The organism is Natronobiforma cellulositropha (genome assembly GCF_025629245.1).
Classification (GTDB): domain Archaea; phylum Halobacteriota; class Halobacteria; order Halobacteriales; family Natrialbaceae; genus Natronobiforma; species Natronobiforma cellulositropha.
Genome location: NZ_JANZXN010000017.1, coordinates 1 through 22,592, shown reverse-complemented (window position 1 = coordinate 22,592; position 22,592 = coordinate 1). Strand labels below are relative to the sequence as shown.

Genomic DNA, 22,592 nt, shown 5'->3' with positions numbered 1-22,592 from the left:
AGATGCAAACTCGGAAAAAAGTAACCGGAGGAAATGACAGTTAGTTATTATCTCACCGGGTGGGTACTGTAGCGGCCGGCCTATCACCGGCCGTCCGGTGTCGAGAGCGCCGCCTCGAGCACCTCGAGCGGGTGGTGAATCTCGTAGCCGGTGCCGTGGTGCATCTGCATCGCGCAGGTCGGACACTCCGTGAGACCGGCGTCGGCGTCCGCGCGCGCCATGTGGCGGAACATCTCCTCGCCGATAGCCATCGAGGTCTCGTAGCGCTCGCGCTTCCAGCCGTAGGTCCCCGAGATGCCCGAACAGGAGTCGCCGACGTCCTCGGCGTCGACGCCCTCGACCGACTCGAGGACCTCGAGCGCCTGCCCGTCGAGTCCCTGGTTGCGCGCGTGACACGGCGCGTGGTAGGCGAGTCCGGCGAAGGCGTCAGTTTCCGTCCCCTCGAGTGCGGACTCGAGGTCCTCGTTGATCCGCAGGTACTCGAGGGCGTCGTAGGTGTTCGCCGCGACGAGTTCGGTTCGCTCGAAGTCGAAGAGTTCGGGGTACTCCTGGCGCAGCGCCATCGAACAGGAGGTACACGAACAGATCACCGCACAGCCGTCGGCGACGAGGTCGGCGAGCGTCTCGACGTTGAACCGCGCCGCACGCCGGGCGTCTCCGAGCATGCCGTTGGCGAACATCGGCGTCCCCGAACAGCGCTGGGGCGGGACGACCACCTCGTAGCCGAAGTGTTCGTAGACGCGCACCAGCGCCTTCGCCACCGCCGGCGTGTTGTAGTTGGCGTAGTCGCCGTGGAAGTAGGCGACGCGCTTGTTCGCGTTCTCGACCTGCGCGCCGCCGCGGCGACGCCACCACGCGCGGAACGTCTCGGTCGCGAACGTCGGAAACTCGCGCTCGCTCGTGATCCCGAGTACGTGCTCGTTGATCCAGCCAGTGACCGACAGCCCCATCACGAAATTGGTGAGTCGGGGGAGTTTGCTCCCGAGCCACGCCAGTCGGCCGTAGTTCGAGAGCAGCCGGTTGCGCAGGTAGGTCCGCGAGAGCCGCGGGACGTTCCCCTCGACGTAGGCCGCCCGCGCCGTGTTGTGCATCTGCGAGAGCGGAACCTCCGAGGGGCAGGCGTCGTCACAGCGCATACAGTTCGAACACGCGGAGACGGAGGGATCGATCTCGCGGTCGTCGTGGCGCTCGAGTCGCCACTGCTCCGGTCCCTGGAACTTCGGTCCCGGAAAGTCGTCGTCGACGGCCGCGACGGGACAGACGCTGTCGCAGGTCGAACACTTGTAACAGTCGTCGGCACCCGGACGGAGGTCCATCGACTCGGCGTCGGGAAACACCGAAACCGGGTCGGAGGCGTCGCTCGAGCGGTCCGTCTCGGAGAACCGATCAGCGTCGCTCATCTACGCGCTCACCTCCAGGCCCGCCTCCCGACCCGCGGCGTAGCCTGTCGCGAGCGAGACGCCGCTCCCGGAACACTCGGCGGGGAAGTCGTAGCCGCCGAGGACCGCCCCCGCCGCGCGCAAGTTCGCGAACACCGGCGAGCCGTCGGTCTCGAGCGGCCGCAGCCACCCATCGGTCTCGAGACCGAACCTGGCGAAGGCGTGCTCGCCGAACGGCGCGGCGGCGGACCACTCGATTCGCTCGTCGGGGTGAGCGACGGGACAGCCGAAGACGGGTTCACGGACACCCGCTCGGGAGGAGCGGATCCCCTTGCCGACGAGACCGCCCGTCGCGAGGACGTACTCGTACGCCCGGTGGGGCACCCGCGCGCCGTTTCTGTCGACGAAGACGCGCGCGATCCGAGTCGGGTCGTCCGACTCGGTCTCGAAATCGACGACCGGCACGCCCGTCGTCACCCTGACACCCGCCGCCTCGAGCGCGTCGAACAGCAGGCGCTCGAGGCGCTCACCCGGCAGGCTCGGCGGGCCGGTCGGCAGTTCGAACACGGCGACGCCGAGGCGCTCTTCGAGGTCACGGCGGACGACGGCGGCGTTCTCGAGACCGAGGAGCGCGGGCAGGCCGAGACGGCGGTCTGCGGGGCGCAGCAGCGAACGGATCGCCTCGGCGAGTGCGGTCCGGACGCGGACGCTGCCAGCTTCGACGCGTTCGTCCTGGTCCAGCGCACGCGCGTAGCGGGTCCGCGTGGCGTCGTCCCGGAGACCGCCCGGGAACGGAACCGTCTCACCGCGGACGGGGAACGGAACGCCGCTCGCCTCGAGTCCGGCGGCGACCAGCGGCGCATTCAGATCAGTGACCGTCTCGAAGCCGACGAGCAGCGTCGCCCGCGCGTCGCTCGCGAGTCCCGCCGCCACACTCGCCGGGTAGCGCGCGGTCGGTTTCACCGTCCCGTCGGCCGTCGGCACGAGCGCGTTCGCCGTCGTGTGACAGCCACCGTAGGCGTCGCCGACGACCGCGTCGAAAAAGTGGAGCGCCTCGCGGACGATCTCGGACCCGACGCGTGCGTACGGATGCGTCTCGGGCAGCGACTCGAGCGCCTCGAAGGGATCGACGAGCGGTCCCCGCCCGTCCGGCCCGTAGCCAAGGACGTCGATCAGCCCGCTCGCGTGGCGGAGCGTGCTCCGCTTGTGCGAGATGAGGCGGACGCGAGCGCCGGTGTCGGCCGCAGCCAGCGCCGCCGTCAGCCCGGCGAGACCGCCGCCGACTACCAGCACGTCGTCCTCAATCGCCACCGCGACCACCTCGCGTCCGCTCGCGGCCGTGCGGCCCGCTGCCCTCCGGCCCGCCGTCGGCCACCGGGACGCCCGTCTCGCCCCCGCGGTCCGGTCCCGCGTCGAAGGTCCCGAACTCGAGCGGCCCGTCGTCGGCCCGGTCGCGGTTGAGCGTCGCCGCGTGGAGGGCGTAGGTGAGCATCGCCTGTGAGAGCTGTTCACCCCAGAGCGCGTGGCGCTGGCCCTTCCAGCGCTCGGTGAAGAGGTCGGCGAGCGCCGCCATCGTGACCTCGTGGCCGTGGTCCGGGTGCAGTTCCTGGGCCAGTTCGCGACAGCAGAAGCCGCCCTGGCAGTTGCCCATCGAGGCGCGCGTCCGGATGCGCACCGCGTTCAGGTCCGTCCCCGACGCCGCGATGGCGTCGCGAACCTCCGCACGGGTGACGCCCTCACAGTCACAGAGCACCGGATTCGGGCCGTCGCACTCGAGGACATCGGGTGCGCGGCTTCCGAGTCGGTCCGCGCTCCGGCGGGCGATGGGCGAGCGGAGACCGAACGCGTCCATGCGCTCGAGAACGGACTCGAGGTTCTCACTGCCCGGCAAGGGCCGTTCGGCCGTCTCACACCGGGCACTGACGCCGAGGGCCGCACAGACGTGGTCGGCGATCTCCTCGGCCATCGCCCGGTAGGTGGTGAACTTCCCGCCGACGATGCTCGCGATACCCGTGACGCCGTCGCGCTCGGCGTGGTCGAGCAGGAAGAAGTCGCGGGTGATGTCCGTTGGGTCGACGGTGGCGGTGCCGGGCGGTTCGTACAGCGGGCGCACTCCCCAGAACGAGCGGATGGTCCGCGCCTCGCGGAGGATGGGCACGAGTTCGGCCAGCTGGTCGATCACCAGGTCGACCTCCCAGCGCTCCTCGGGGTAGTCGTCGGGGTCGGAGACCTCCTCGTCGGTCGTCCCCAGAATCGCCGTCGTCTCGTGGGGGACGATGATGTCTGCGTCACCCTTGGGCCGACAGCGGTTGATCACGGTGTCGACCTGCCGGACGTTCATGATCGTCATCACGCCCTTCGAGGGACGGACCGCGACCTCGAGGTCCGCGAGGGCGGCGACGTTCCCGGCCCACGCGCCGGTGGCGTTGACGACGTAGTCGGCGGTGATCTCCTCGGTCGTCCCCGGCCGCAGGTGGGTCCGTTTGCCAGGCCCGGAGTCGTGGCGGACGCGCACACCGGTGACCTCCTCACCCTCCCGCAGGAGGTCGACAACCTCGGCGTGGGTCTCGATCCGTGCACCGTGGGCTTCGGCGTCCATCGCGTTCGCGACGCAGAGGCGGAAGGGGTCGACCGCGCCGTCGGGGACCCGAATCGCGCGCTCGACGTCGGGGGCGAGATACGGCTCAAGCGCCCGCGCCTCGGTTCCTGAAAGCACCTCGGCCGGAATACCACAGTCGCGACAGCCTCGAAGTTTCTGCTCGAAGTAGTCGTCCGGGTCTTCGGGCCGCTTGACGAACAGTCCGCCCGTCTGCTCGACGCAGTGGCCCGCGATCTCGCGTAGAATCCGGTTCTCTGCGATGCACTCGCGGGCGCTCGCCCGATCCGACACCGCGTACCGGCCGCCGCTGTGGAGCAGGCCGTGCATCCGGCCCGTCGTGCCGTGGGTCAGGTTCCCCCGCTCGACGAGCGTCACCTCGAGTCCGCGCAGGGCGAGGTCGCGGGCGATGCCACAGCCGGTCGAGCCACCGCCGAGGACGAGCACGTCGGTCGTCGATCGTTCCATCTGGTCGTCGAAATCGACGGCCGCCGCGTGCTTTACCCTGTCGGCGAACGAAGCGCTGAACGATACCCGTGAGCGAAGAGACCTACGTCGGCGCGATCGACCAGGGAACGACCGGCACGCGCTTCATGGTGTTCGACCGCGCCGGAGCGGTCGTCTCGAGCGCCTACGAGACCCACGAACAGCACTACCCCGAACCCGGCTGGGTCGAACACGACCCCCTCGAGATCTGGGCGAACACCAAACGCGTCGTGAGCGAGGCGCTCGAGGCGGGCGGAATCGACGCGGGCCAGCTCGAAGCGCTCGGCGTCACCAACCAGCGCGAGACGACCGTGCTGTGGGACGTCGCCACCGGGAAGCCGGTCTACAACGCCATCGTCTGGCAGGACCGACGGACCACCGAGCGCGTCGAACGGCTCGAGACCGACAGCCTGAGCGAGACGATCCGGGAGAAAACCGGTCTCGAGCCCGACGCCTACTTCTCGGCGACGAAAGTCGAGTGGCTGCTCGAGAACGCCGACCCGATCAAACTCGAGCGCGCCCGGCCCCAGGACGTCCGCGACCGGGCGCGTGCGGGCGAGGTCGTCTTCGGAACGATCGATAGCTGGCTCATCTACAAGCTGACCGGCGAGCACGTCACCGAGGTGACCAACGCCTCGCGCACCATGTGTTTCGACATCCACACCGGCGCGTGGGACGACGACCTGCTCGCGGAGTTCTCGATTCCGCGCGCGATGATGCCCGAGGTCCGCCCCTCGAGCGACGAGGAGACCTACGGCTCGACCGACCCCGACGGCTTCCTCGGCGCGTCGGTGCCGGTGACTGGCGCACTCGGCGACCAGCAGGCGGCGCTGTTCGGCCAGGCCTGCTTCGACGCCGGTGAGGCCAAAAACACCTACGGCACCGGCTCCTTCCTCCTCCAGCACACCGGCGAGGAGGCGGTCACCTCGGAACACGGTCTCCTGACGACCGTCGCCTTCCAGCGGTCGGGCGAGCCGCTCCAGTACGCACTCGAGGGATCGATCTTCGTCACCGGCGCAGCCATCGAGTGGCTGGTCGACGTCGACCTGATCGACGAGCCGGCGGCGACCGAAGCGCTCGCCCGGAGCGTCGACTCGAGCGACGGCGTCTACCTGGTCCCGGCGTTCACCGGTCTCGGCGCACCCCACTGGGACGGACGCGCCCGCGGCACCATCGTCGGCATGACCCGCGGCACCCGGAAGGAACACCTCGTGCGCGCGACGCTCGAGTCGATCGCCTACCAGACCCGCGACGTGGTCGAGGCGATGGAAGCCGACTCGGGTATCGAGATCGACGCGCTGAAAGTCGACGGCGGTGCGGTGAAGAACAGCTTCCTGTGTCAGCTCCAGGCCGACGCCCTCGGCTGTGGGATCGTCCGCCCCGTCGTCGACGAGACGACCGCCCTCGGGGCGGCCTACGCCGCTGGCCTCGCCGCCGGCTACTGGGAGAGTCTCGAGGAACTACGCGCGAACTGGACGGCCGACCGCCGGTTCGAGCCGACGATGGACGAGGCGGTCGCAGACCGGCGCTACGAGCGCTGGGGCGACGCCGTCGACTGCGCTCGAGGCTGGGCTCGAGACGACGCGTGAACGGTATCGGACGCGCTCGCTCGAGTGGACTGTATCAATCGAACGGATTGGTAGCGACGTTCAGTCGGACGATACCGTCGACGGCGTCGAAGTCATCATCGAAGCTGTATATATGATCGATACCACTGCGTTTCATGTAGGCGACCATCGTCGCATCACCGAACGCGAGTGAGGTGTGTTTGCGAAACAGTGACCGACCAGTGTGGAAGTCACGTTCAGGGGCGTGCACGAGTTCGAACCCTGCGCTCTCGATCAGCCGGTCGAGAAATCCTGTCGCAGTATCGTGGCCGACTCGCTCGTGAATGAAATTCAGCGTTTCCGTGAGCGCGTAGTTCGTGACGAAGCCGGTTGGAAGCTCACCACGGTCGACGCCGTGGAGTATTGCCGCCGCATTCTCGTGGTGTGTATCACGAGCACTCACAGCACCGATCAGTACACTCGAGTCGACGAGGGCTGTGCCCATCTACTGTGCACCCGAGAGATTGTGTTCATCAGCAGCGTTCGTTTCACCGATATCGATCGGTTCGAAGCCCTCGAACGCACCGAAGCGCTGGTTGACGACCTCGAGTTCGATGTCTCCGTCGTCGGTAAGTCGCCACCTGATCTTGTCCCCCGGTTGGATGTCGAACCGGTCACGAATCTCTGCAGGGACGGGTACCGAGCCACGGTCGCCGACCGTAGTTTCATCAGCGTAGCTGTCTGTCCCCATGCCAGTCAGTACGGACCCAGCACGCATAATTTCGTGGGTGGAAGAAGCAACGACTGACTCATCCAGCGGAGCGTGGTCCGTAGTTGTCGAACCCACCAGTGACAGAACGGCTCGAGATCGACACACCGCCTGCCGACATCGCCGTCGTTTTCCACCGCGCGACGTAGAGACGGGTATGGCCACCGATCCGCCGCTCGTCCTCGACATCGACGGGACGCTCACCCGCCCCGCTGGCTGGGGCATCGACCCGCGTATCTTCGACCCACTGCACGAGTGGGACGCCCCGGTCGTCATCGCCACCGGGAAGGCCTTCCCCTACCCGATCGCGCTCTGTCACTTCCTCGCACTTCCCGAACTCGTCGTCGCCGAGAACGGCGGGATCGTCTACACCGGCGACGCCGTCTCGGTCACCGCCGACCGCGAACGGGCGGAGTCGGTCGTCGAGAGTTATCGAGATGCGGGCTACGACCTCGGCTGGGGTCCCGACGACACCGTCAACCGCTGGCGCGAGACCGAACTCGCCATCAGCCGCGAGCAGCCACTCGAGCCCCTGCGCGAGGCCGCCACCGCACACGGGCTCGAGGTGATCGACACCGGCTACGCCTACCACCTGAAAGACCCCACCGTGAGCAAAGGCGAGGGGGTGAAGACGGTCGCCGAGACCGTCGGTATCGACCTCTCGACGGCGGTCGCCGTCGGCGACTCGATCAACGACGTCTCCACCTTCGAGGTCGTCGGGCGGAGCTTCGCCGTAGCGAATGCGGACGCGGCCGCGAGCGAGGCCGCAGACGAGGTGCTCGAGGCTGCTCACGCGGACGGGACGCTGGCAGCGCTCGAGCGGGTTCGCGGCGGAGTGTAGTCAGGCGACGGTGTCCCCGGTGGTCTCGCGGTAGCCCGCGCGGGCCTCGACGAGGAAGATCACCGCGGCCGTGGCGACGGCGAACAGCCAGATGGCGACCACTGCCGTTCCGGAAGCGGCGTTCGAGAACGCCCCTGCGAGCAGGACCAGCATGAGGGTGACGACGCCAAGCCTGGACGTTCGAGAGGTCGTCCGGTCGACGCGCAGCAGGTACACCTGCGGGAGCACGAACCCGAACAGCACCACCAGCACGAACGCGGCGACGGCGAACCACTCGTCCAGGAGACCGGTGGTCGCTTCGACGGCGACGAGTGCAGCCAGCGCGACGACGGTCGTGAGACCCGCCGCGACGACGACCGCATTTTCTCTCGAGAGCATACGTCGGAGAACGGACACCCTGCCAATAGGTGTATCGAGGTGAGCGGTCGGCGACCGCCAACCGGAGCACGCATCTGTACTGACGCCCCTACTCCCACTCATGGTGAGTTCGACCGTTGCCATCGCGCTGGGGATAGTGGGGACGCTCGCCGTCTTCGCGGTCGTCCGCTGGGACGCGAAGCGGGAAGCGATCGGCCGGCCACGGCTGTGGGCCGCGGTCGCCGCCGTTCCCGTCCTCGTCGGCGTCTCCCTCTACGCGTTCGTGCCGACTGCGCCGATGACCGGCATCATCATGACCGCCAACACCGGTCTCGTCCTCTACGGCTTCGAGCGGGAGGTCGTCGGCGAAGGGGACGACCCGGCCGAACCGGGCTGGCTCCCCGGCGACCCGACCGGCGGTGACGGCGGCGATAGTCGCGAGTCGGGGGAGACGCGAGCGGACGACGAGTGATGGAGACTCGAGCGCGCTGAGAGCGGACGAGTGGTTGGAGGAGGCTCGAGCGGAGCCGAGAGCGGGTGACCACCGAGACGCGAGAGAACACCACACGCCTTTTGTCCGCGCCGCGCCAAGCGGGCACTCATGAGCGATTCCGCCGATTCGCGCGTCGAGACCGGTGTCGACGCCGAGCGAGACGACGGGGGCGGCAGTGAGGGCGGGCCGAAGCAGGTCACGAGTCCGAACTACCACAGCGAGAACCACACCGCAGCCCAGACCTGCGGGTGGACCGCCAACGCCCTGCGCGGGGAGGGCAAGTGTTACAAGAACATCTACTACGGCATCGAGTCCCACCGCTGCATCCAGATGACGCCCGTGGTGCGCTGTAACGAGCGCTGTGTCTTCTGCTGGCGCGACCACAACGGCCACGCCTACGAACTCGAGGGCGTCGAGTGGGACGACCCGGAGGCGGTCGTCGACGCCTCCATCACCCTCCAGAAGAAACTCCTCTCGGGCTTCGGCGGCAACGAGGAAGTCCCCCGCGAGGTCTTCGAGGAGTCGATGGAACCCCGCCACGTCGCCATCAGCCTCGATGGCGAGCCGACGCTCTACCCCTACTTACCGGAGCTACTCGAGGCGTTTCACGACCGGGACATCACCACCTTCCTCGTCTCGAACGGCACCCGGCCAGACGTGATCCGTGAGTGTGATCCCACACAGCTCTACGTCAGCGTCGACGCCCCCGAGCGCCACACCTTCGATCAGGTGGTGAAGGCGATGGAAGACGACGCCTGGGAGAAACTCCTCGAGACGATGGATATTCTCGCCGAAAAAGAGGAGACGCGAACGGTGTTGCGGACGACGCTGGTCAAGGGTGAGAACATGCACAGTCCGGACTGGTACGCGGCGCTCTACCAGCGCGCCGAGCCGGACTTCGTCGAACTCAAAGCCTACATGCACATCGGCCACTCGCGCGGGCGGCTCGGGCGCTCTTCGATGCCCGACCACGAGGAGGTGATGGCCTTCACCCGCGAGGTCCAGGAGCACATGCCAGCACACACCGAGTTGAAGGGCGTCCCCGCCTCGCGCGTCGCGCTGCTCTCGAAGACGAGCGACACCTGGGTACCGAAGCTGAAGAAAGACAGCGAGTTCTGGGCGCGCGACCCGGTGACCGGCGACTGACCGGCGAAACGGGCGTTCGCGGTGTTCCGATGCCGTGAACGATTCAGCTACCGAGACCGACCGGTGGCTTTTTCGCCGCCCTCGAGAAACGAGCGATACGAACCCGGAGTCGGCCACTCCATCTCGAATCCGGTATGCTCTCCACATTCGGTATGCTTATACGAGACGCGAGCGAACGCGTTGGTATGCCTGTGACTACGTCGGCGGTCGGCCACGACGAACTGGCCGTCCTAAAACTCCTCGCGCTCGACGGCGGTCTCGACGGCGACGTCAAGCTCTCCTGTGCCGGACTCGCCGAGCGACTCGAGGCGTCGAACCAGACGGCCTCGCGTCGCCTCCAACGTCTCGAGTCGGCCGGCTATCTCACCCGCGATACGGTGAGCGACGGCCAGTGGATCGCCATCACCGACGAGGGCGAAGGCGCACTCCGGGGCGAGTACGAAGACTACCGCCGGATCTTCGAAGCCGACACCGACGTCACACTCGAGGGAACCGTCACGAGCGGGATGGGTGAGGGTCGCCACTACATCTCGCTGCCGGGCTATCGCTCACAGTTCGACGCGCGCCTGGGTTACGAGCCGTATCCAGGCACGCTCAACGTCGCCCTGCGCGAGGACAGCGTGCGCCGGCGCAGCGCCGTCTCCTCGTTCGATCCGATTCCGATCGACGGCTGGGAGAGCGAGGACCGGACCTACGGTCCCGCCGTCTGCCACCCCGCGACCGTCGAGACGGCCGCCGGCGAGGTCTACGAGCGCGCCCACACCATCGCTCCCGAACGGACCCACCACGACGACGACCAGCTCGAGGTGATCGCCCCCGAGAAACTGCGCGAAGTACTCACGTTGACCGACGGCGACCACGTGACGATCACCGTCGGGGACCGCTAACATGACCGGCCCACACGCCGACGGCGACCACGACGCCCACGCGAGTTCGTCCGCGATCGGTACGGATACGCCACCGACCGTCTCGACGGGCGACTCACTCGAGGACGCACTCGAGGCGATGCGCTCGGGCGACCCCGTCCTCGTCCACGACGCCGCCGACAGGGAGGGCGAGACGGACCTGATCTACCCCGCCGCGGCCGTCACACCCGACGCGGTCGCCCGCCTGCGAAACGACGCCGGCGGTCTCGTCTGCGTCGCGCTCACCGACGCGGTCGCCGACGCGTTCGGTCTCCCGTTCTACTGGGAAGAGGTCGACCACCCCGCGACCGGTGCCCACGACATCGGCTACGACGAGCGCTCGTCGTTCTCGCTCACGGTCAACCACCGCGACACCTACACCGGCATCACCGACAACGACCGGGCGCTCACGATCCGTGCGCTCGCTGAGGCCGCCGCGAGTCCCGACGAGACCGACTTCAGCGCCGCGTTTCGCGTCCCCGGCCACGTCCACCTCCTGAGAGGCGCACCGGGGCTGGCCGCCTCGCGGGAGGGCCACACCGAACTCGGTCTCGCCCTCGCCGACGCCGCCGACCTCGAGCCAGCCGTCGTCGTCTGTGAAATGCTCGACGACCGGACCGGCGAGGCGCTCACCCCGACCGACGCCCGCGCCTACGCCGCCCGCAACGGGTTCGTCTACCTCGAGGGCAGCGAGATCACCGACCGCCTCGCCTGAGGTCTCACCCTCGCGGGTTCGGCGGGTACGGGATTCGCTCACACGATTCGAGAACGTTCATTACAGAGGCGACCCTCAGCCCGCGTATGGGATTCGACGAGATGGACGTCGACACGATCTGGATGGACGGCGAGTTCGTCCCGTGGGAAGACGCACAGATACACGTTCTCACACACGGACTGCACTACGGCACCGGCGTCTTCGAGGGCGCACGCTGTTACGACACCGAAGAGGGTCCCGCGCTCTTTCGCTGGGACGAACACGTCGAACGGCTGTTTCAGTCGGCCAAACCCTACGAGATGGAGATCGCCCACAGCCACGAGGAACTCACCGACGCCACCCTCGAGCTGATCCGCCGACAGAACGTAGAGTCGTGTTACATCCGCCCCATCGCCTTCTACGGCTACGACTCCCTCGGCGTCAGTCCCCGCGACTGTCCGACGCGCACCGCCATCGCCGTCTGGCCCTGGGGAGCCTACCTCGGCGAGGAGGCACTCGAAGAGGGTATCGAGGTGATGGTCTCCTCCTGGCGGAAACACTCCTCGAGTCAGGTCCCGACGAACGCGAAGACGACCGGTCTCTACGTCAACAGCCTCCTCGCCGGTGAGGAAGCCCGCCGCTACGGCTACGCCGAAGCCATCGTCCTCAACAAGGAGGGCAACGTCGCCGAAGGTCCCGGCGAGAACCTCTTTCTGGTCCGCGACGGCGACATCTACACACCCGGTCTCTCCGAGTCCATCCTCGACGGCATCACCCGCGACACCGTGATCACCCTCGCACGCGACCTCGGCTACGACGTCTACGACTCCGTCTCACTCTCTCGCGGCGAACTCAACACCGCAGACGAACTGTTCTTCACCGGCTCGGCCGCCGAGGTCACCCCCATCCGCCAGGTCGACAACGTCGAGATCGGCAGCGGCTCGAGAGGTCCGGTCACCGAAGCGATCCAGCAGCGTTTCTTCGAGGTCGTCGAACGCCGTACCGACGAGTACGACGAGTGGTTCACATACGTTTGAGGATCGGTGCGGTCGTGGCCGATGTCGTGGGCTCGAGAGTCTACGAGCGGTCGTCAATCAGTTTGCAGCTGTCTGTGAACAGAATGCGATTTCTGAAACTATGAGAAGAAGGCGTTAGACCGCTGATCATGCATCAATAGGCCCGCCCACCGATCACGCGCATAACGTGCGGATTGAGGGCATCTATGGTTAAAAAGCGCTTTCTTGGTGATCAAGCGTACGCTCGGCGACGCCGTGCGTGCGCGAACCTGGTATCGTGAGCCACATGACATCTATCAGATATGGATCGTCTACAATATCACACGTCCCATCAAACAGTGAAATGACCCCCGTCTAATGATTCACCACGGCAAAGATATTATTAAAAGAGAATCGCGACACTTCACGTTCTATCTGTCAAAACGCCATGCGGAGAAATCACCGGGTTCACGACCATTATCCAACATTTCTTTCCCTTTCTTGAATAGTTCAATAGTCAACTGTTCCCAATCATCTAGCTCCTCATTTTCAAGCTGGTCTAACCTGTATTCTAGTTCGGTAAGTTCGAAGAAGGGGACCAGCTTTTTGGGGTCGAAGTACTGTTGTTCACCTCTTTCAGCCTGTGAAGCATACCATCCTTGGCTAACGTAGTGGCTGAGAAAGAATAGTAGATCATCGGGCTCCTGGGTGTTTTGTTCAACCCATTCAACGGGTTTCTCTGAGTCATCCCATTTCATCCATCTCGCAATTAAAATATCAAGGTTCGGTGTCTCCAGCAGTTCACCTTCCTCACTTATCTCCCTAATCTTCTCAACCACAGCTAAGGTAAGTTCTTCGAGTTGATTGTAATTCAGCGACCGTTCATCCTCTTCGATGCTTTCACCACCGAACTCGCCATGTTCTCGGTAAATGTTAGCAGTGACATGGCTTGATACGTATGGCGAGTTGCCCTCTCTAACGCTTTGTTCAAGCAATGCCAGCCGTTCATCACGGTTCTCAACCCTTCTGAGTAACTCCCGCAAAATCCGGTTGATCTGGTTGAGTGTTCCATCGTCCATAATACTTTTGGATGGATCAACAGAACACAACTCATCCCCAACAAGCAATAACGCCCCTACCACTCCACCAATATTATCGTCTGAAATATCATCTGTATAGTCGGTAAACCGTTTTAGGAACGTATTCGCCTTTGATCGACCATCTATACCATCCTCTCTCGATAACCGTCTCAATTCCTCAGCAAATGCCTCAGAATCATCAGAAACAGAGAGAGCCGTTTCCATTTCGATCGTGGTAAGTTCCCCTTGAGGAACTGTCTGACGGAAGTAGAAGGGGAACATCTCTGGATGACAGATCCGTTTCCGTTTACGGAATGTACTGTGATCTTCATTATATCGTGATCCCATGAACGAGGGCCCAGTGTCAAACCGTGGGAAAAGATATGTGAGAATCCCTTCTACTCGTTCAGAATTTCCCGAGACATGGTTTTCCAAAAATCTGGAGTAGTCATCCTCATCCCGCAACCGGCGTGTCCCAACTTTATTTACGAATTCACTAGGATGTTTGCGAATATACTCGTAAGCATCTGTGTGGAAGATTCGCAATGTTTCAACAGCGACCAAATCAATAAAGTTCACTTCATCCTCAAGACGCCTATACGAAGCACGCACCGAGTTAGAAAGTCTGACAGCATCTCTTGGCGTATTCAAAGTCGGTAGGATTCCGTCTCCATAGACCCTTTGCCAGTGATGTTCATTGATACCAATTACCTGATCACCAACAATCTGAAGAAGACGTTCTACAAAAAACTGATCAAGGGCACCCGTCTCAGGTACAGGAAGGTGCTGAGGTAACTGTATAATCTTGTTGAGGTACTCCTCACCGTTCCGAACTACATGTTCTCTTTCCAGTGCGTTAGTAACGATTTCGTGGTCGAAAGCCAAGACATAGGTTACATTAGGGAAGTCAGCTACGCTTTTCACAAGTCGAAACATCTGCGCCATTTCATCCTCAGTCAACCGATCAATATCATCAAGAAACACAACAATTCTACGGTTAGTATCTTTAAGAGAATTAGAAATATCTTCTTTCAGCTCTTCCGCATTCTTTGGGGTAGGGTCCAGCCTTTGCGACAGGTACTGCAGCAATCTCTGGGATGGGACACCCGTAACTGCTGACAAGGGAATGTTTGAAAGTGCTGCGGAAAGGTTTGAGATCTGTATTTTAACCTTTCCGAATCCATCCTCTTTTTCTAACCCAGACTCTAACTGAGCAAAAAACCGTTCAAGCAAGTCTTCCTGCCCGGAGAATCACCACGGATTAAAACGAATAACAGCAGGTGGTTCCTCATCCTGTTTGAGATAATATTCGACAAAGTTGAGAACCGTACTTTTTCCGGACCCCCAAGGGCCGTAAATCCCGACAATGAAGTCTTCTCGGGGTACTTCAGAAGTGATTGAGCCTGCGATATCCTTCGCAAAATCATTGTATCCTAGTTGATCATCTTCCGGCTTTTCCAAGGAAGAATCTGAGAGCAATCCCGGTTCACCAGATTCATCAGACATAACAGGCCAGTGGAGGTGATAGACTACTCAGTCTTTCGGTCATAGATAATCAATCCAATTCCGGTTTTAATCGATAAAGTCTATCGGACAGTCTGTCAAAATAGGCAAGAAAATACCTTCCAAACCAGACATTCAATTCAATGACAGTCGCCCATAAAGCATCCTGAAGTAACCGGATCTCAGGCGTGATTTGTCAACGAGCACGGTGTCAAACTTCTGTTTGGCCGTCCAGAGTACCCAGTACAGGTGAGCCAGACACCCGCTTCATCACCACCACCCATTTCCAGAAATTATATGTAGGACTTCGTGAAAGTCACACCTGGAAGCGACGCCCGCCGTCGAGGTGGGGCACGCACAGAAAGTGCCCCGGGTGGTACCAGCACCCGAGGCGTGGCTTCCACATCCAGAGATGGATTTGAAGCCATGATTCAGTACCAACCACGCGAACTTAAAAGCCTCGCAAACGCACCGTACAGCCCGCGAAACGCCGGTTCTCGGAGTCCCAACCCTCTCACTCGAGGAGACCAGTCTCTCACTCGAGGGCCGGCCACACGGTCCCGGCGGACCACTCGAGAAGTCGACAACCAGTTGCGCGCACAGGGAACCGACAGCCAGCCACGCGCTCGCGTGTTGGCCACCGATTCACGCGCTCAAGCACCTGCCATCGCCTCGCGCACGCGAGTAGACCCTGCAACCGCTCAAGCAACCCCCACGGAGCGACGTCGATGAGCGAGGAGTACGACCGCTGGGGCGGCGAGGAGTGGAACCCGCCGCGCTGTCCCCGCTGTGAGAGCGTGGTCGTCGGCGTGACCGCCACCGGCCCGTTCACCATCCAGGCCTCCTGTGGCTGTTATCTCAGCCAGGAAGAAGCTCGGGACCTCCGGTAAGGGAGTCGTCCACTCGAGCGAAGCCAGAAGGCGCTGCGGTCAGTCGTCTTCGCCCTTCTTCGAGGGACCGTCCCCGACTTCCGTGACGCGGCCGGTCTTCTCGTCGAGGACGTCCTGTGCCGTCGCGGTGTGCTCGTCGACGACCTCTTCGAACTCCGAGACGCGGTCGTCGACGACGTCGATGGGGACGCCGGCATCCATGCCGCGTTTGGTCCGGTCGGCGTCACCGAAGCCAGCGCTGAGGACGCGGGTGAGCGCCTCTTCGACGTCCTCGTCGAGTTCGGTGATCCGGTGGGATTCGACCTCGATGACGAAGCCCGTCGTGATGTTCGGCGAGGTCGGCAAGAAGAGCACTTCGCGGCCGTCGTCTGCGATTTTCCCGGTCTTGAACGCCGTCATCCGGAGCCCGTTCCAGGTCTCGAGTTTGACCGGCGACTGCAACGAGTCCTGCTCGCCGAAGGCGGTCTCAGCGGCCATCTTCGAGGCGTTGTAGACGACGCGGAGACCGGGGACCCGGTTGGCGACGTCGTCGACCATCCGCTCGACGAGACCGCCGATGGTCGTGCGCATCAGATAGCCCACGGAGAGGGTGAGGATGATGAAGACGGTGATGACCACGATGACGCGCAAGAGCTGTGCGAGGTGTCCGCGCGCCTGTTCTGCCTGCGCACTCTCGCCCGCGATGAGCCACTCGAGGGAGTTGGCGTCGAGGATCACTCCGGGGGTGATCCCGGCGAGGAATCCGTACAGCCAGTAGATGATGTAGAGGGAGACGAGAATCGGGCCGAGGACGATGAGCCCGCTCGCGAAGTCCCGTTTCCACGACGTCATGTGCCCAGACTCACACCACGGGGATATGAGCCCTTCCCTTTATCGGCCCACGATCGCTCGCAGCGCGAACCACAGGTTCTCGCGGCGCTCTCTGACGCGCCGGTAGAAGTAGGACTTCCACCGGGAGCCGTAGGGGACGTACTGATACACCGGGTACTCGCTCGAGAGGTCGTACTGAGCGTCCTCGCGGACGCCCATCAACAGCTGAAACTCGAGGTCGGCGTCGTGTTCGGCCGCCAGTTCGGCCGCGTACTCGATCAGCGCCGGATCGTGGCTGGCGACCGCGACGCCGCCCTCGTAGGTCTCGAGCGCGTACGCGAGCAACTCGCGGTAGACCCGGTTGACCGTCGCCTGCTCGGTGAAAGCCACCGCCGCCGGTTCGTCGTAGGCACCCTTGACCAGACGGACCTTCCCCGGGACGTCGGCCAGTCGCTCGAGGTCCTCACGGGTGCGTTTCAGGTTCGCCTGCAGACAGACACCGACGCCGCCGTCGTGTTCGCGCGCGAGCCTCTCGAACGCCGCGAGCGTGGCGTCGGTCGTCGTGTGGTCTTCCATGTCGACCCAGACGAAGACGCCGCGTTCGACGCCGTACTCGACGAGTCGCTCGAGGTGCTCGTCGAAAACCGTCGCACCGAGGTCGAGACCGAGCTGGCTGGGTTTGACCGAAACCGTCGCGTCGAGACCCGCGTCGGCGATGTCCTCGATCAGCCGCTCGTACTCGGCGACGTCGGCAGCGACCGTCGCCGGGTCGTCGTAGTGCTCGCCGAGCAGGTTGACGATGGCGGAGACGCCGCGTTCCTCGAGTCGGGCGGCGTGGGCGAGCGCCTCCGCGGGTGTCTCCCCCGCGACGAACCGGTTCGCGATGGGCGGAATCACAGCCGACAGTTGCACCCGAGCGCTAAGAGGGTTGGCGGTTCTCGAGGCGTCGCCGCACGCGAACCATCCCCCGTTAAGGCCGGCGGGTTCCTTGCGAGGGATATGGCAGTGCTCGAGACAGTCGTGATCGCGTTCTGGGCGATGTTACCAGCGTACGTCCCCAACAACGTGGCCGTGCTCGCGGGGGGTGGGAGACCGATCGATGGCGGACGAACCTGGAACGAAAAGCGCCTCCTCGGCGACGGAAAGACCTGGCGCGGGACCGCCGTCGGGACCGCCGTCGGGGCCGTCCTCGCCCTCGCACTCAACGCGGTCGCGGGCGACGTGGGAGCGGCGACCGGAATCGAGGACCTCCCGACCTTCCCGCCCGAGGTCGTCCTCGCGCTCCCCCTCGGCGCGATGCTCGGCGACATGACCGCCTCCTTTCTCAAGCGCCGAACCGGCCGCGACCGCGGTGCGCCCTTCCCCGGCGTCGACCAGCTCGACTTCGTCGTCGTCTCGCTCGCCCTCGCGTTCGTCGTCGCACCCGGCTGGTTCCTCGAGACGTTCACCCTCGGCGTCCTCCTCGTCGTGGTGATCATGACGCCGGTGCTCCACGTCGGGACGAACGTCGCCGCCTACTGGCTCGGCTTGAAGAACGAACCCTGGTAGCGTCGCGGGCGTTTCAGACTGCTTATCTCGCTCGAGCGGGTCCTCCCGGACGACAGATGACCGCGAACCAGGACCTCATCGACGCGCTTCGGGCGGCCGACGCCGTCCGCTTCGGCGAGTTCGAACTCTCTCACGGCGGGACGAGCGAGTACTACGTGGACAAGTACCTCTTCGAGACCGATCCGCAGTGTCTCGCGCTGATCGCCGAGGCGTTCGCCGAGCGACTCGAGGAGGACGCGAAACTCGCGGGCGTCGCCCTCGGTGGCGTCCCGCTCGCCGCCGCGACGAGCGTCGCCGCGGGCGTCCCCTACGTCATCGCGCGCAAACAGCGCAAGGAGTACGGCACCGGCAACCTGGTCGAAGGCGACCTCGAGGCGGGCGAGGAGGTCGTCGTACTCGAGGACATCGTCACCACGGGAACCAGCCTGATCGACGCCGTCGAGGCGCTGCGGGCGGCCGGGGCGACCGTCGAGCGCGCGCTCGTCGTCGTCGACCGCGAAGAGGGTGGCCGTGAAGCCATCGAGGAGGCGGGCGTCGAGGTCGACGCGCTCGTGACTGCGAGCGCGTTGCTGGCCGACGCCGGACGGGACTGACGGCGCTCGTCCGACAGCCGCGCCGAGGCGACCCGAACGGGTTCGGTATCCGTGTCAAAGCGGCCGAATTCGATACGCTCGAGCCGTCTTCACCGCCCTCGAGTGGGGAACGACGACGGGTCGAAATGCGGTCGCTTATGGGTTTGCTCGCCGAATGGACGAGCGATCGATGGCAGCTTCGAACGCACTCGTTCGCTGGTCGCCGACGCCGTTTTCAGCGGTCGTCTGGGCGAGTATCCTCTTCGCAGAAGCGCTGCTCATCTGGACCTACGTGACGGTCGCGAACGCCCAGTTGATGGCCTTCCACGTCTACCCGTTCGTCTGGATCAACCTCAGCATCTGGGCGGTGTGGCGGACGGACCCACCAGCAGCGAGCGGGCGAAAACGCACCGCTGCCGGCGCGATAGCGGCCGCCTACTTCCTCGTACTCGCCTACTTCGGCGGTCTCGTCGGGCGGGGCCACCGCTTCATGGGCCACGAGGTTACGCCGGCGTTCGCCGACTTCGCCTACGGACTCGAGGTCGCGACGGCGGTCCCACCGGGCTACGGGCCGGCGCTCGTCTACTCCGGCCCGTATCTCGTCTCGACGGTTTCGCCGTACCTCCTGATCGGCTTCATCGCCCTCGCCTACCTGCTGTACGTGACGATTCTCGACGCCACCGGCGAGGCGTCCGTGGGACTCGTCGGCGTCTTCTCCTGTGTCGGCTGTAGTTTCCCCCTGATCGTCGCGTTCGTCTCCGGCGCGGGGACGACGACCGCGCTCACGGCCACGCTCTACTCGCAGGCGTACGCGCTCTCGACGCTCGCGTTCGTCTTCACCCTCGGCGTGCTCTACTGGCGGCCGTTCGAGGCAGCGAACGCCCGCCAGACGCTCCTCACACTCGCCGGCGCGCTCGTCCTCGTCACTGCGACCGTCCACCTCGCCCTCGGCGCGGCCGGGCTACTCGAGGCACTGCGTTCTGGACTCGAGGGAGCGGCGCTCTCACTCGCGTTCGTCGCCTTCGCCCTCGCCGCCTACCTCGTCGTCGGCGGCTTCGCGACCGGCTACCTCGCCCGCCAGTACGCCATGGCGCTCGCGGGCGGTCTCACCTTCCTCGCGCTCGCGTTCTACGTCGACTGGCACTTCCTCGGCTACACCGAGTCACTGCTGCCGCTCGAGTACCTCGGTCTCGAGCACAGCCACGACCACGGCGACCACGGCCACCACGACCACAGTCCGGCGCTGATCGAACAGCTCGGCGAGGCGTTCCGGGAGGACAGCGCCGCGCTGGTGGCGAAATCGGCCGAGTTCCTGGCGCTGTTGTTCGTCCTCGCCGTCGGACTCCAGGAGTGGGTCGACAGTTACGTCGCCTGAGCGGCGACGGTGTACTCACAGCCGACCACCCGACGGCAGGCCATCACAATGCTTTTATCCCACTCGAGATTACCACGTACCACGATGGTAGGTGTCTACTTTACAGGGCCGCTCGCCCGCTTCTAATTCACACCTACCGTACGCTGTGTCGCTCACATCCGACCAGCGGACGGTATCCGTGATGGACACCCCACCGGACGGTTCACAGCCACCACACTCATAGCTATGTCAGAATCAGACTCACAGCCACACCTGACGGTCGTCCTCCCCGACGGCTCGGAACTCGCGGTCGACGCGGGTGCAACGGTCGAAGACTGCGCCTACGAGATCGGTCCCGGTCTCGGCCGCGACACGGTCGCCGGCAAACTCGACGGCGACCTCGTCGCGAAAGAACAGCCCGTCTACGACGGCGTCAGCCTCGAGATCGTCACCGACGGGTCGGCGGAGTACCTCGACGTGATGCGCCACTCCGCCGCCCACTGTCTCGCCCAGGCGGTCGAGCGCCACTTCGAGGACGCCAAACTCGCCATCGGGCCACCGACCGACGACGGCTTCTACTACGACTTCGACGACCTCGAGATCGACGAGAGCGACCTGAAAACGCTCGAGCGCGAGATCGAGGACATCCTCGAAGCCGACTACGACATCGTCCGCGAGGAGGTCTCGATCGAAGACGCCCGCGAGCGTCTCGCCGACGAACCCTACAAACTCGAGTTACTCGAGGAACTCGCCGAGGCGGGCGAGACCGTCACCTTCTACAAACAGGGCGAGTGGGAGGACCTCTGTGCGGGCCCCCACGTCGAATCGACCGGCGAGATCGGCGTCGTCGACCTCCTCGACATCGCCGGTGCCTACTGGCGCGGTGACGAGGAGAACCCGATGCAGACGCGCATCTACGGCACCGCCTTCGAGAGCGAGTCCGACCTCGAGGAGTTCCTCGAGCGCCGGGAACAGGCCGCAGAACGCGACCACCGCAAGATCGGCCGCGAGATGGATCTCTTCTCGATCCAGGACGTGACCGGTCCCGGACTGCCGCTGTATCACCCACCGGGGAAGACCATCCTGCGCGAACTCGAGCGCTTCGTCGAGGACCTCAACGTGGCGGCCGACTACGACTACGTCGAGACGCCCCACGTCTTCAAGACCGATCTCTGGCACCGCTCGGGCCACTACGAGAACTACGCCGACGACATGTTCATCTTCGACGTCGGCGACGACGAGTTCGGCCTGAAGCCGATGAACTGCCCCGGCCACGCCGCCATCTTCCAGGACCACTCCTGGTCCTACCGCGACCTGCCGATCCGCTACGCCGAGAACGGCAAGGTGTACCGGAAAGAACAGCGCGGCGAACTCTCCGGTCTCTCGCGGGTCTGGGCGTTCACCATCGACGACGGCCACCTCTTCGTCCGCGCCGACCAGATCGAACGCGAGGTCGAACAGATCATGGACATGATCGTCGACGTCTTAGAGACGTTCGACTTAGAGTACGAGATGGCACTCGCCACCCGCCCCGAGAAGAGCGTCGGGAGCGACGAGATCTGGGAGCGAGCCGAAGAACAGCTCGAGTCCGTCCTCGAGAAACGCGGCTACGAGTACGACCTGGAGGCGGGCGACGGCGCGTTCTACGGCCCGAAGATCGACTTCGCGTTCAAAGACGCCATCGGGCGGAGCTGGGACGGCCCGACCGTCCAGCTCGACTTCAACATGCCCGAGCGCTTCGACCTCTCGTACGTCGGCGAGGACAACGAGGACCACCGGCCGGTGATGATCCACCGGGCGCTCTACGGCAGCTACGAGCGCTTCTTCATGATGCTCATCGAGCACTACGAGGGCAACTTCCCGTTCTGGCTGGCCCCCGAACAGGTGCGCGTCCTCCCCATCTCCGACGCCTCGCTGGGCTACGCCCACCGCGTCGCCAACGAGTTCGACGACTTCCGCGTCGAGGTCGACGGCCGCGACGCCACCCTCGAGCGCAAGATCCGCGCCGCCCACGACGACCGCGTCCCCTACCAGATCATCGTCGGCGACAACGAGGAAGAGGCCGGCAACATCTCCGTGCGCGACCGCTTCGAACAGCAGGAGTACGACGTCGAGGTCGACGCGTTCCGTGCTCATCTCGAGGCAGAGCGCGACGAGAAACGCAGCGCGCCAGACTTCCTCGCCGAGTAGCGCACTCGAGAGCGCACCTATCGTCCGACCTGAACGCCTTGTTTTACACCTCGTCGGCCTCGCGCTCAAGTACCGGACCTGGATGTGTCGTACCCTCACTGGTTTCTCGAGTGTTCGCTGCTCGCCACGGGTTATCGCGGTTGGCCGATGTCGACCGTTCGGTAGCCGGGAATGTCCGCCTCGAAGTCGAAGTAGGGTTCGTAGCGCTCGAGCAGACGGTAGCGCTGGGCGGAGTCGTAGAAGCCGTGGCCCAGGAGGCGGAAGGCTTCAGGTGGTTCGACACCCATCTCGAGATAACAATCGCGGATCTGACAGCCGAGGTGGTGGACCAGCAGCCGACGGAACACCTCGAGCGAGCCGGAGGGTAACGCCACGAGCTGGAGCGTGGTGTCCGGCTCGCGCTCGAGTGGTGGGTCGACCTCGAGGACCTGTTCGTCG

Annotated in this window: 21 protein-coding genes and 2 pseudogenes; 13 read left to right on the top strand and 10 right to left on the bottom strand. The window is 64.4% G+C overall.

Features of this window, described 5'->3' with window-relative positions:
• Positions 1–83: 83 nt before the first annotated feature.
• The 3 genes from N0B15_RS08585 to glpA are packed head-to-tail and all read right to left on the bottom strand — an operon-like array spanning position 84 to position 4,443.
• Entirely contained in the window at positions 84–1,400 is a 1,317-nt protein-coding gene (locus tag N0B15_RS08585; protein ID WP_263019280.1) for an anaerobic glycerol-3-phosphate dehydrogenase subunit C, read from the bottom strand.
• On the bottom strand, positions 1,401–2,690 hold the full coding sequence (gene glpB / locus N0B15_RS08580) for a glycerol-3-phosphate dehydrogenase subunit GlpB (RefSeq protein WP_263019279.1): 1,290 nt from the start codon (positions 2,688–2,690) through the stop codon (positions 1,401–1,403).
• Complete coding sequence (gene glpA, locus N0B15_RS08575) at positions 2,680–4,443, bottom strand: anaerobic glycerol-3-phosphate dehydrogenase subunit GlpA (RefSeq protein WP_263019278.1); 1,764 nt, start codon at positions 4,441–4,443, stop codon at positions 2,680–2,682. The genes glpB and glpA overlap by 11 nt, the downstream gene beginning before the upstream one ends.
• A 68-nt stretch (positions 4,444–4,511) precedes the next feature.
• Here glpA and glpK point away from each other — a divergent pair, with 68 nt between their 5' ends.
• The gene (glpK, locus tag N0B15_RS08570; RefSeq protein ID WP_263019277.1) at positions 4,512–6,050 is read left to right on the top strand and encodes a glycerol kinase GlpK; all 1,539 of its coding nucleotides are present in this window, start codon (positions 4,512–4,514) and stop codon (positions 6,048–6,050) included.
• Positions 6,051–6,084: 34 nt separating this feature from the next.
• Here the strand turns inward: glpK and N0B15_RS08565 are convergent, their stop codons facing one another.
• Together N0B15_RS08565 and N0B15_RS08560 are read right to left on the bottom strand one after the other, a co-directional pair.
• Positions 6,085–6,513 carry a type II toxin-antitoxin system VapC family toxin gene (locus tag N0B15_RS08565; protein ID WP_263019276.1) on the bottom strand — a complete coding sequence of 143 codons (429 nt, stop codon included), beginning with the start codon at positions 6,511–6,513 and terminating at the stop codon, positions 6,085–6,087.
• Positions 6,514–6,759 carry an AbrB/MazE/SpoVT family DNA-binding domain-containing protein gene (locus tag N0B15_RS08560; RefSeq protein WP_263019275.1) on the bottom strand — a complete coding sequence of 82 codons (246 nt, stop codon included), beginning with the start codon at positions 6,757–6,759 and terminating at the stop codon, positions 6,514–6,516. It abuts the gene before it with no gap.
• 175 nt (positions 6,760–6,934) lie between these two features.
• Here N0B15_RS08560 and N0B15_RS08555 point away from each other — a divergent pair, with 175 nt between their 5' ends.
• Positions 6,935–7,618 carry an HAD-IIB family hydrolase gene (locus N0B15_RS08555; protein WP_263019274.1) on the top strand — a complete coding sequence of 228 codons (684 nt, stop codon included), beginning with the start codon at positions 6,935–6,937 and terminating at the stop codon, positions 7,616–7,618.
• On the opposite strand, the gene N0B15_RS08550 is transcribed toward N0B15_RS08555, so the two are convergent.
• Complete coding sequence (locus tag N0B15_RS08550) at positions 7,619–7,996, bottom strand: hypothetical protein (protein WP_263019273.1); 378 nt, start codon at positions 7,994–7,996, stop codon at positions 7,619–7,621.
• 100 nt (positions 7,997–8,096) lie between these two features.
• On the opposite strand from N0B15_RS08550, the gene N0B15_RS08545 reads away from it, so the two are divergent.
• The 6 genes and pseudogenes from N0B15_RS08545 to N0B15_RS08520 form a co-directional block, all read left to right on the top strand.
• On the top strand, positions 8,097–8,447 hold the full coding sequence (locus N0B15_RS08545; protein ID WP_263019272.1) for a hypothetical protein: 351 nt from the start codon (positions 8,097–8,099) through the stop codon (positions 8,445–8,447).
• Between the two features lie 129 nt (positions 8,448–8,576).
• Positions 8,577–9,614 carry a 4-demethylwyosine synthase TYW1 gene (gene twy1 / locus N0B15_RS08540; protein ID WP_263019271.1) on the top strand — a complete coding sequence of 346 codons (1,038 nt, stop codon included), beginning with the start codon at positions 8,577–8,579 and terminating at the stop codon, positions 9,612–9,614.
• Between the two features lie 185 nt (positions 9,615–9,799).
• On the top strand, positions 9,800–10,501 hold the full coding sequence (locus tag N0B15_RS08535; protein WP_263019270.1) for a CTP-dependent riboflavin kinase: 702 nt from the start codon (positions 9,800–9,802) through the stop codon (positions 10,499–10,501).
• Between the two features lies 1 nt (position 10,502).
• Positions 10,503–11,234 carry a 3,4-dihydroxy-2-butanone-4-phosphate synthase gene (gene ribB / locus N0B15_RS08530; protein WP_263019269.1) on the top strand — a complete coding sequence of 244 codons (732 nt, stop codon included), beginning with the start codon at positions 10,503–10,505 and terminating at the stop codon, positions 11,232–11,234.
• Between the two features lie 86 nt (positions 11,235–11,320).
• Complete coding sequence (locus N0B15_RS08525) at positions 11,321–12,250, top strand: branched-chain amino acid transaminase (RefSeq protein WP_263019268.1); 930 nt, start codon at positions 11,321–11,323, stop codon at positions 12,248–12,250.
• Positions 12,251–12,354: 104 nt separating this feature from the next.
• Positions 12,355–12,571, top strand: a pseudogene (locus N0B15_RS08520) (IS5/IS1182 family transposase); the annotation flags it as partial.
• 68 nt (positions 12,572–12,639) lie between these two features.
• Here the strand turns inward: N0B15_RS08520 and N0B15_RS08515 are convergent.
• A pseudogene (locus N0B15_RS08515) lies at positions 12,640–14,793 on the bottom strand (KAP family P-loop NTPase fold protein).
• Between the two features lie 725 nt (positions 14,794–15,518).
• On the opposite strand from N0B15_RS08515, the gene N0B15_RS08510 reads away from it, so the two are divergent.
• Positions 15,519–15,680, top strand: a complete 162-nt coding sequence (locus N0B15_RS08510; protein WP_263019267.1) for a hypothetical protein — start codon at positions 15,519–15,521, stop codon at positions 15,678–15,680.
• A gap of 39 nt (positions 15,681–15,719) precedes the next feature.
• Here the strand turns inward: N0B15_RS08510 and N0B15_RS08505 are convergent, their stop codons facing one another.
• Entirely contained in the window at positions 15,720–16,511 is a 792-nt protein-coding gene (locus tag N0B15_RS08505) for a DUF502 domain-containing protein (protein WP_263019266.1), read from the bottom strand.
• A 39-nt stretch (positions 16,512–16,550) separates the two neighbouring features.
• On the bottom strand, positions 16,551–17,387 hold the full coding sequence (locus tag N0B15_RS08500) for a proline dehydrogenase family protein (RefSeq protein WP_263019265.1): 837 nt from the start codon (positions 17,385–17,387) through the stop codon (positions 16,551–16,553).
• A gap of 102 nt (positions 17,388–17,489) precedes the next feature.
• Here N0B15_RS08500 and N0B15_RS08495 point away from each other — a divergent pair, with 102 nt between their 5' ends.
• From N0B15_RS08495 to thrS, 4 genes are all read left to right on the top strand, one after another.
• Positions 17,490–18,038, top strand: coding sequence for a CDP-2,3-bis-(O-geranylgeranyl)-sn-glycerol synthase (locus N0B15_RS08495; protein WP_263019264.1), 549 nt, complete (start codon positions 17,490–17,492; stop codon positions 18,036–18,038).
• 56 nt (positions 18,039–18,094) lie between these two features.
• A complete protein-coding gene (gene pyrE / locus N0B15_RS08490) occupies positions 18,095–18,631 on the top strand; it encodes an orotate phosphoribosyltransferase (protein WP_263019263.1) in 537 nt (178 codons plus the stop codon).
• A gap of 169 nt (positions 18,632–18,800) precedes the next feature.
• Entirely contained in the window at positions 18,801–19,985 is a 1,185-nt protein-coding gene (locus tag N0B15_RS08485) for a DUF7546 family protein (RefSeq protein ID WP_263019262.1), read from the top strand.
• A 225-nt stretch (positions 19,986–20,210) separates the two neighbouring features.
• A complete protein-coding gene (gene thrS, locus N0B15_RS08480) occupies positions 20,211–22,154 on the top strand; it encodes a threonine--tRNA ligase (protein WP_263019261.1) in 1,944 nt (647 codons plus the stop codon).
• Between the two features lie 131 nt (positions 22,155–22,285).
• On the opposite strand, the gene N0B15_RS08475 is transcribed toward thrS, so the two are convergent.
• Positions 22,286–22,592: DUF7958 family protein (locus N0B15_RS08475; protein WP_484549513.1), on the bottom strand; the 307-nt coding region annotated here is incomplete at its 5' end.

Excerpts from the sequence above, each read along its gene's own strand:
- N0B15_RS08560 (WP_263019275.1), bottom strand. The coding sequence starts at position 6,759 with ATGGGGACAGACAGCTACGCTGATGAAACTACGGTCGGCGACCGTGGC.
- pyrE (WP_263019263.1), top strand. The coding sequence starts at position 18,095 with ATGACCGCGAACCAGGACCTCATCGACGCGCTTCGGGCGGCCGACGCC.
- N0B15_RS08525 (WP_263019268.1), top strand. The coding sequence starts at position 11,321 with ATGGGATTCGACGAGATGGACGTCGACACGATCTGGATGGACGGCGAG.
- N0B15_RS08495 (WP_263019264.1), top strand. The coding sequence starts at position 17,490 with ATGGCAGTGCTCGAGACAGTCGTGATCGCGTTCTGGGCGATGTTACCA.
- N0B15_RS08505 (WP_263019266.1), bottom strand. The coding sequence starts at position 16,511 with ATGACGTCGTGGAAACGGGACTTCGCGAGCGGGCTCATCGTCCTCGGC.
- glpA (WP_263019278.1), bottom strand. The coding sequence starts at position 4,443 with ATGGAACGATCGACGACCGACGTGCTCGTCCTCGGCGGTGGCTCGACC.
- thrS (WP_263019261.1), top strand. The coding sequence starts at position 20,211 with ATGTCAGAATCAGACTCACAGCCACACCTGACGGTCGTCCTCCCCGAC.
- N0B15_RS08550 (WP_263019273.1), bottom strand. The coding sequence starts at position 7,996 with ATGCTCTCGAGAGAAAATGCGGTCGTCGTCGCGGCGGGTCTCACGACC.
- ribB (WP_263019269.1), top strand. The coding sequence starts at position 10,503 with ATGACCGGCCCACACGCCGACGGCGACCACGACGCCCACGCGAGTTCG.
- N0B15_RS08510 (WP_263019267.1), top strand. The coding sequence starts at position 15,519 with ATGAGCGAGGAGTACGACCGCTGGGGCGGCGAGGAGTGGAACCCGCCG.
- N0B15_RS08555 (WP_263019274.1), top strand. The coding sequence starts at position 6,935 with ATGGCCACCGATCCGCCGCTCGTCCTCGACATCGACGGGACGCTCACC.
- N0B15_RS08565 (WP_263019276.1), bottom strand. The coding sequence starts at position 6,513 with ATGGGCACAGCCCTCGTCGACTCGAGTGTACTGATCGGTGCTGTGAGT.
- twy1 (WP_263019271.1), top strand. The coding sequence starts at position 8,577 with ATGAGCGATTCCGCCGATTCGCGCGTCGAGACCGGTGTCGACGCCGAG.
- N0B15_RS08585 (WP_263019280.1), bottom strand. The coding sequence starts at position 1,400 with ATGAGCGACGCTGATCGGTTCTCCGAGACGGACCGCTCGAGCGACGCC.
- N0B15_RS08545 (WP_263019272.1), top strand. The coding sequence starts at position 8,097 with ATGGTGAGTTCGACCGTTGCCATCGCGCTGGGGATAGTGGGGACGCTC.
- N0B15_RS08535 (WP_263019270.1), top strand. The coding sequence starts at position 9,800 with ATGCCTGTGACTACGTCGGCGGTCGGCCACGACGAACTGGCCGTCCTA.
- N0B15_RS08485 (WP_263019262.1), top strand. The coding sequence starts at position 18,801 with ATGGCAGCTTCGAACGCACTCGTTCGCTGGTCGCCGACGCCGTTTTCA.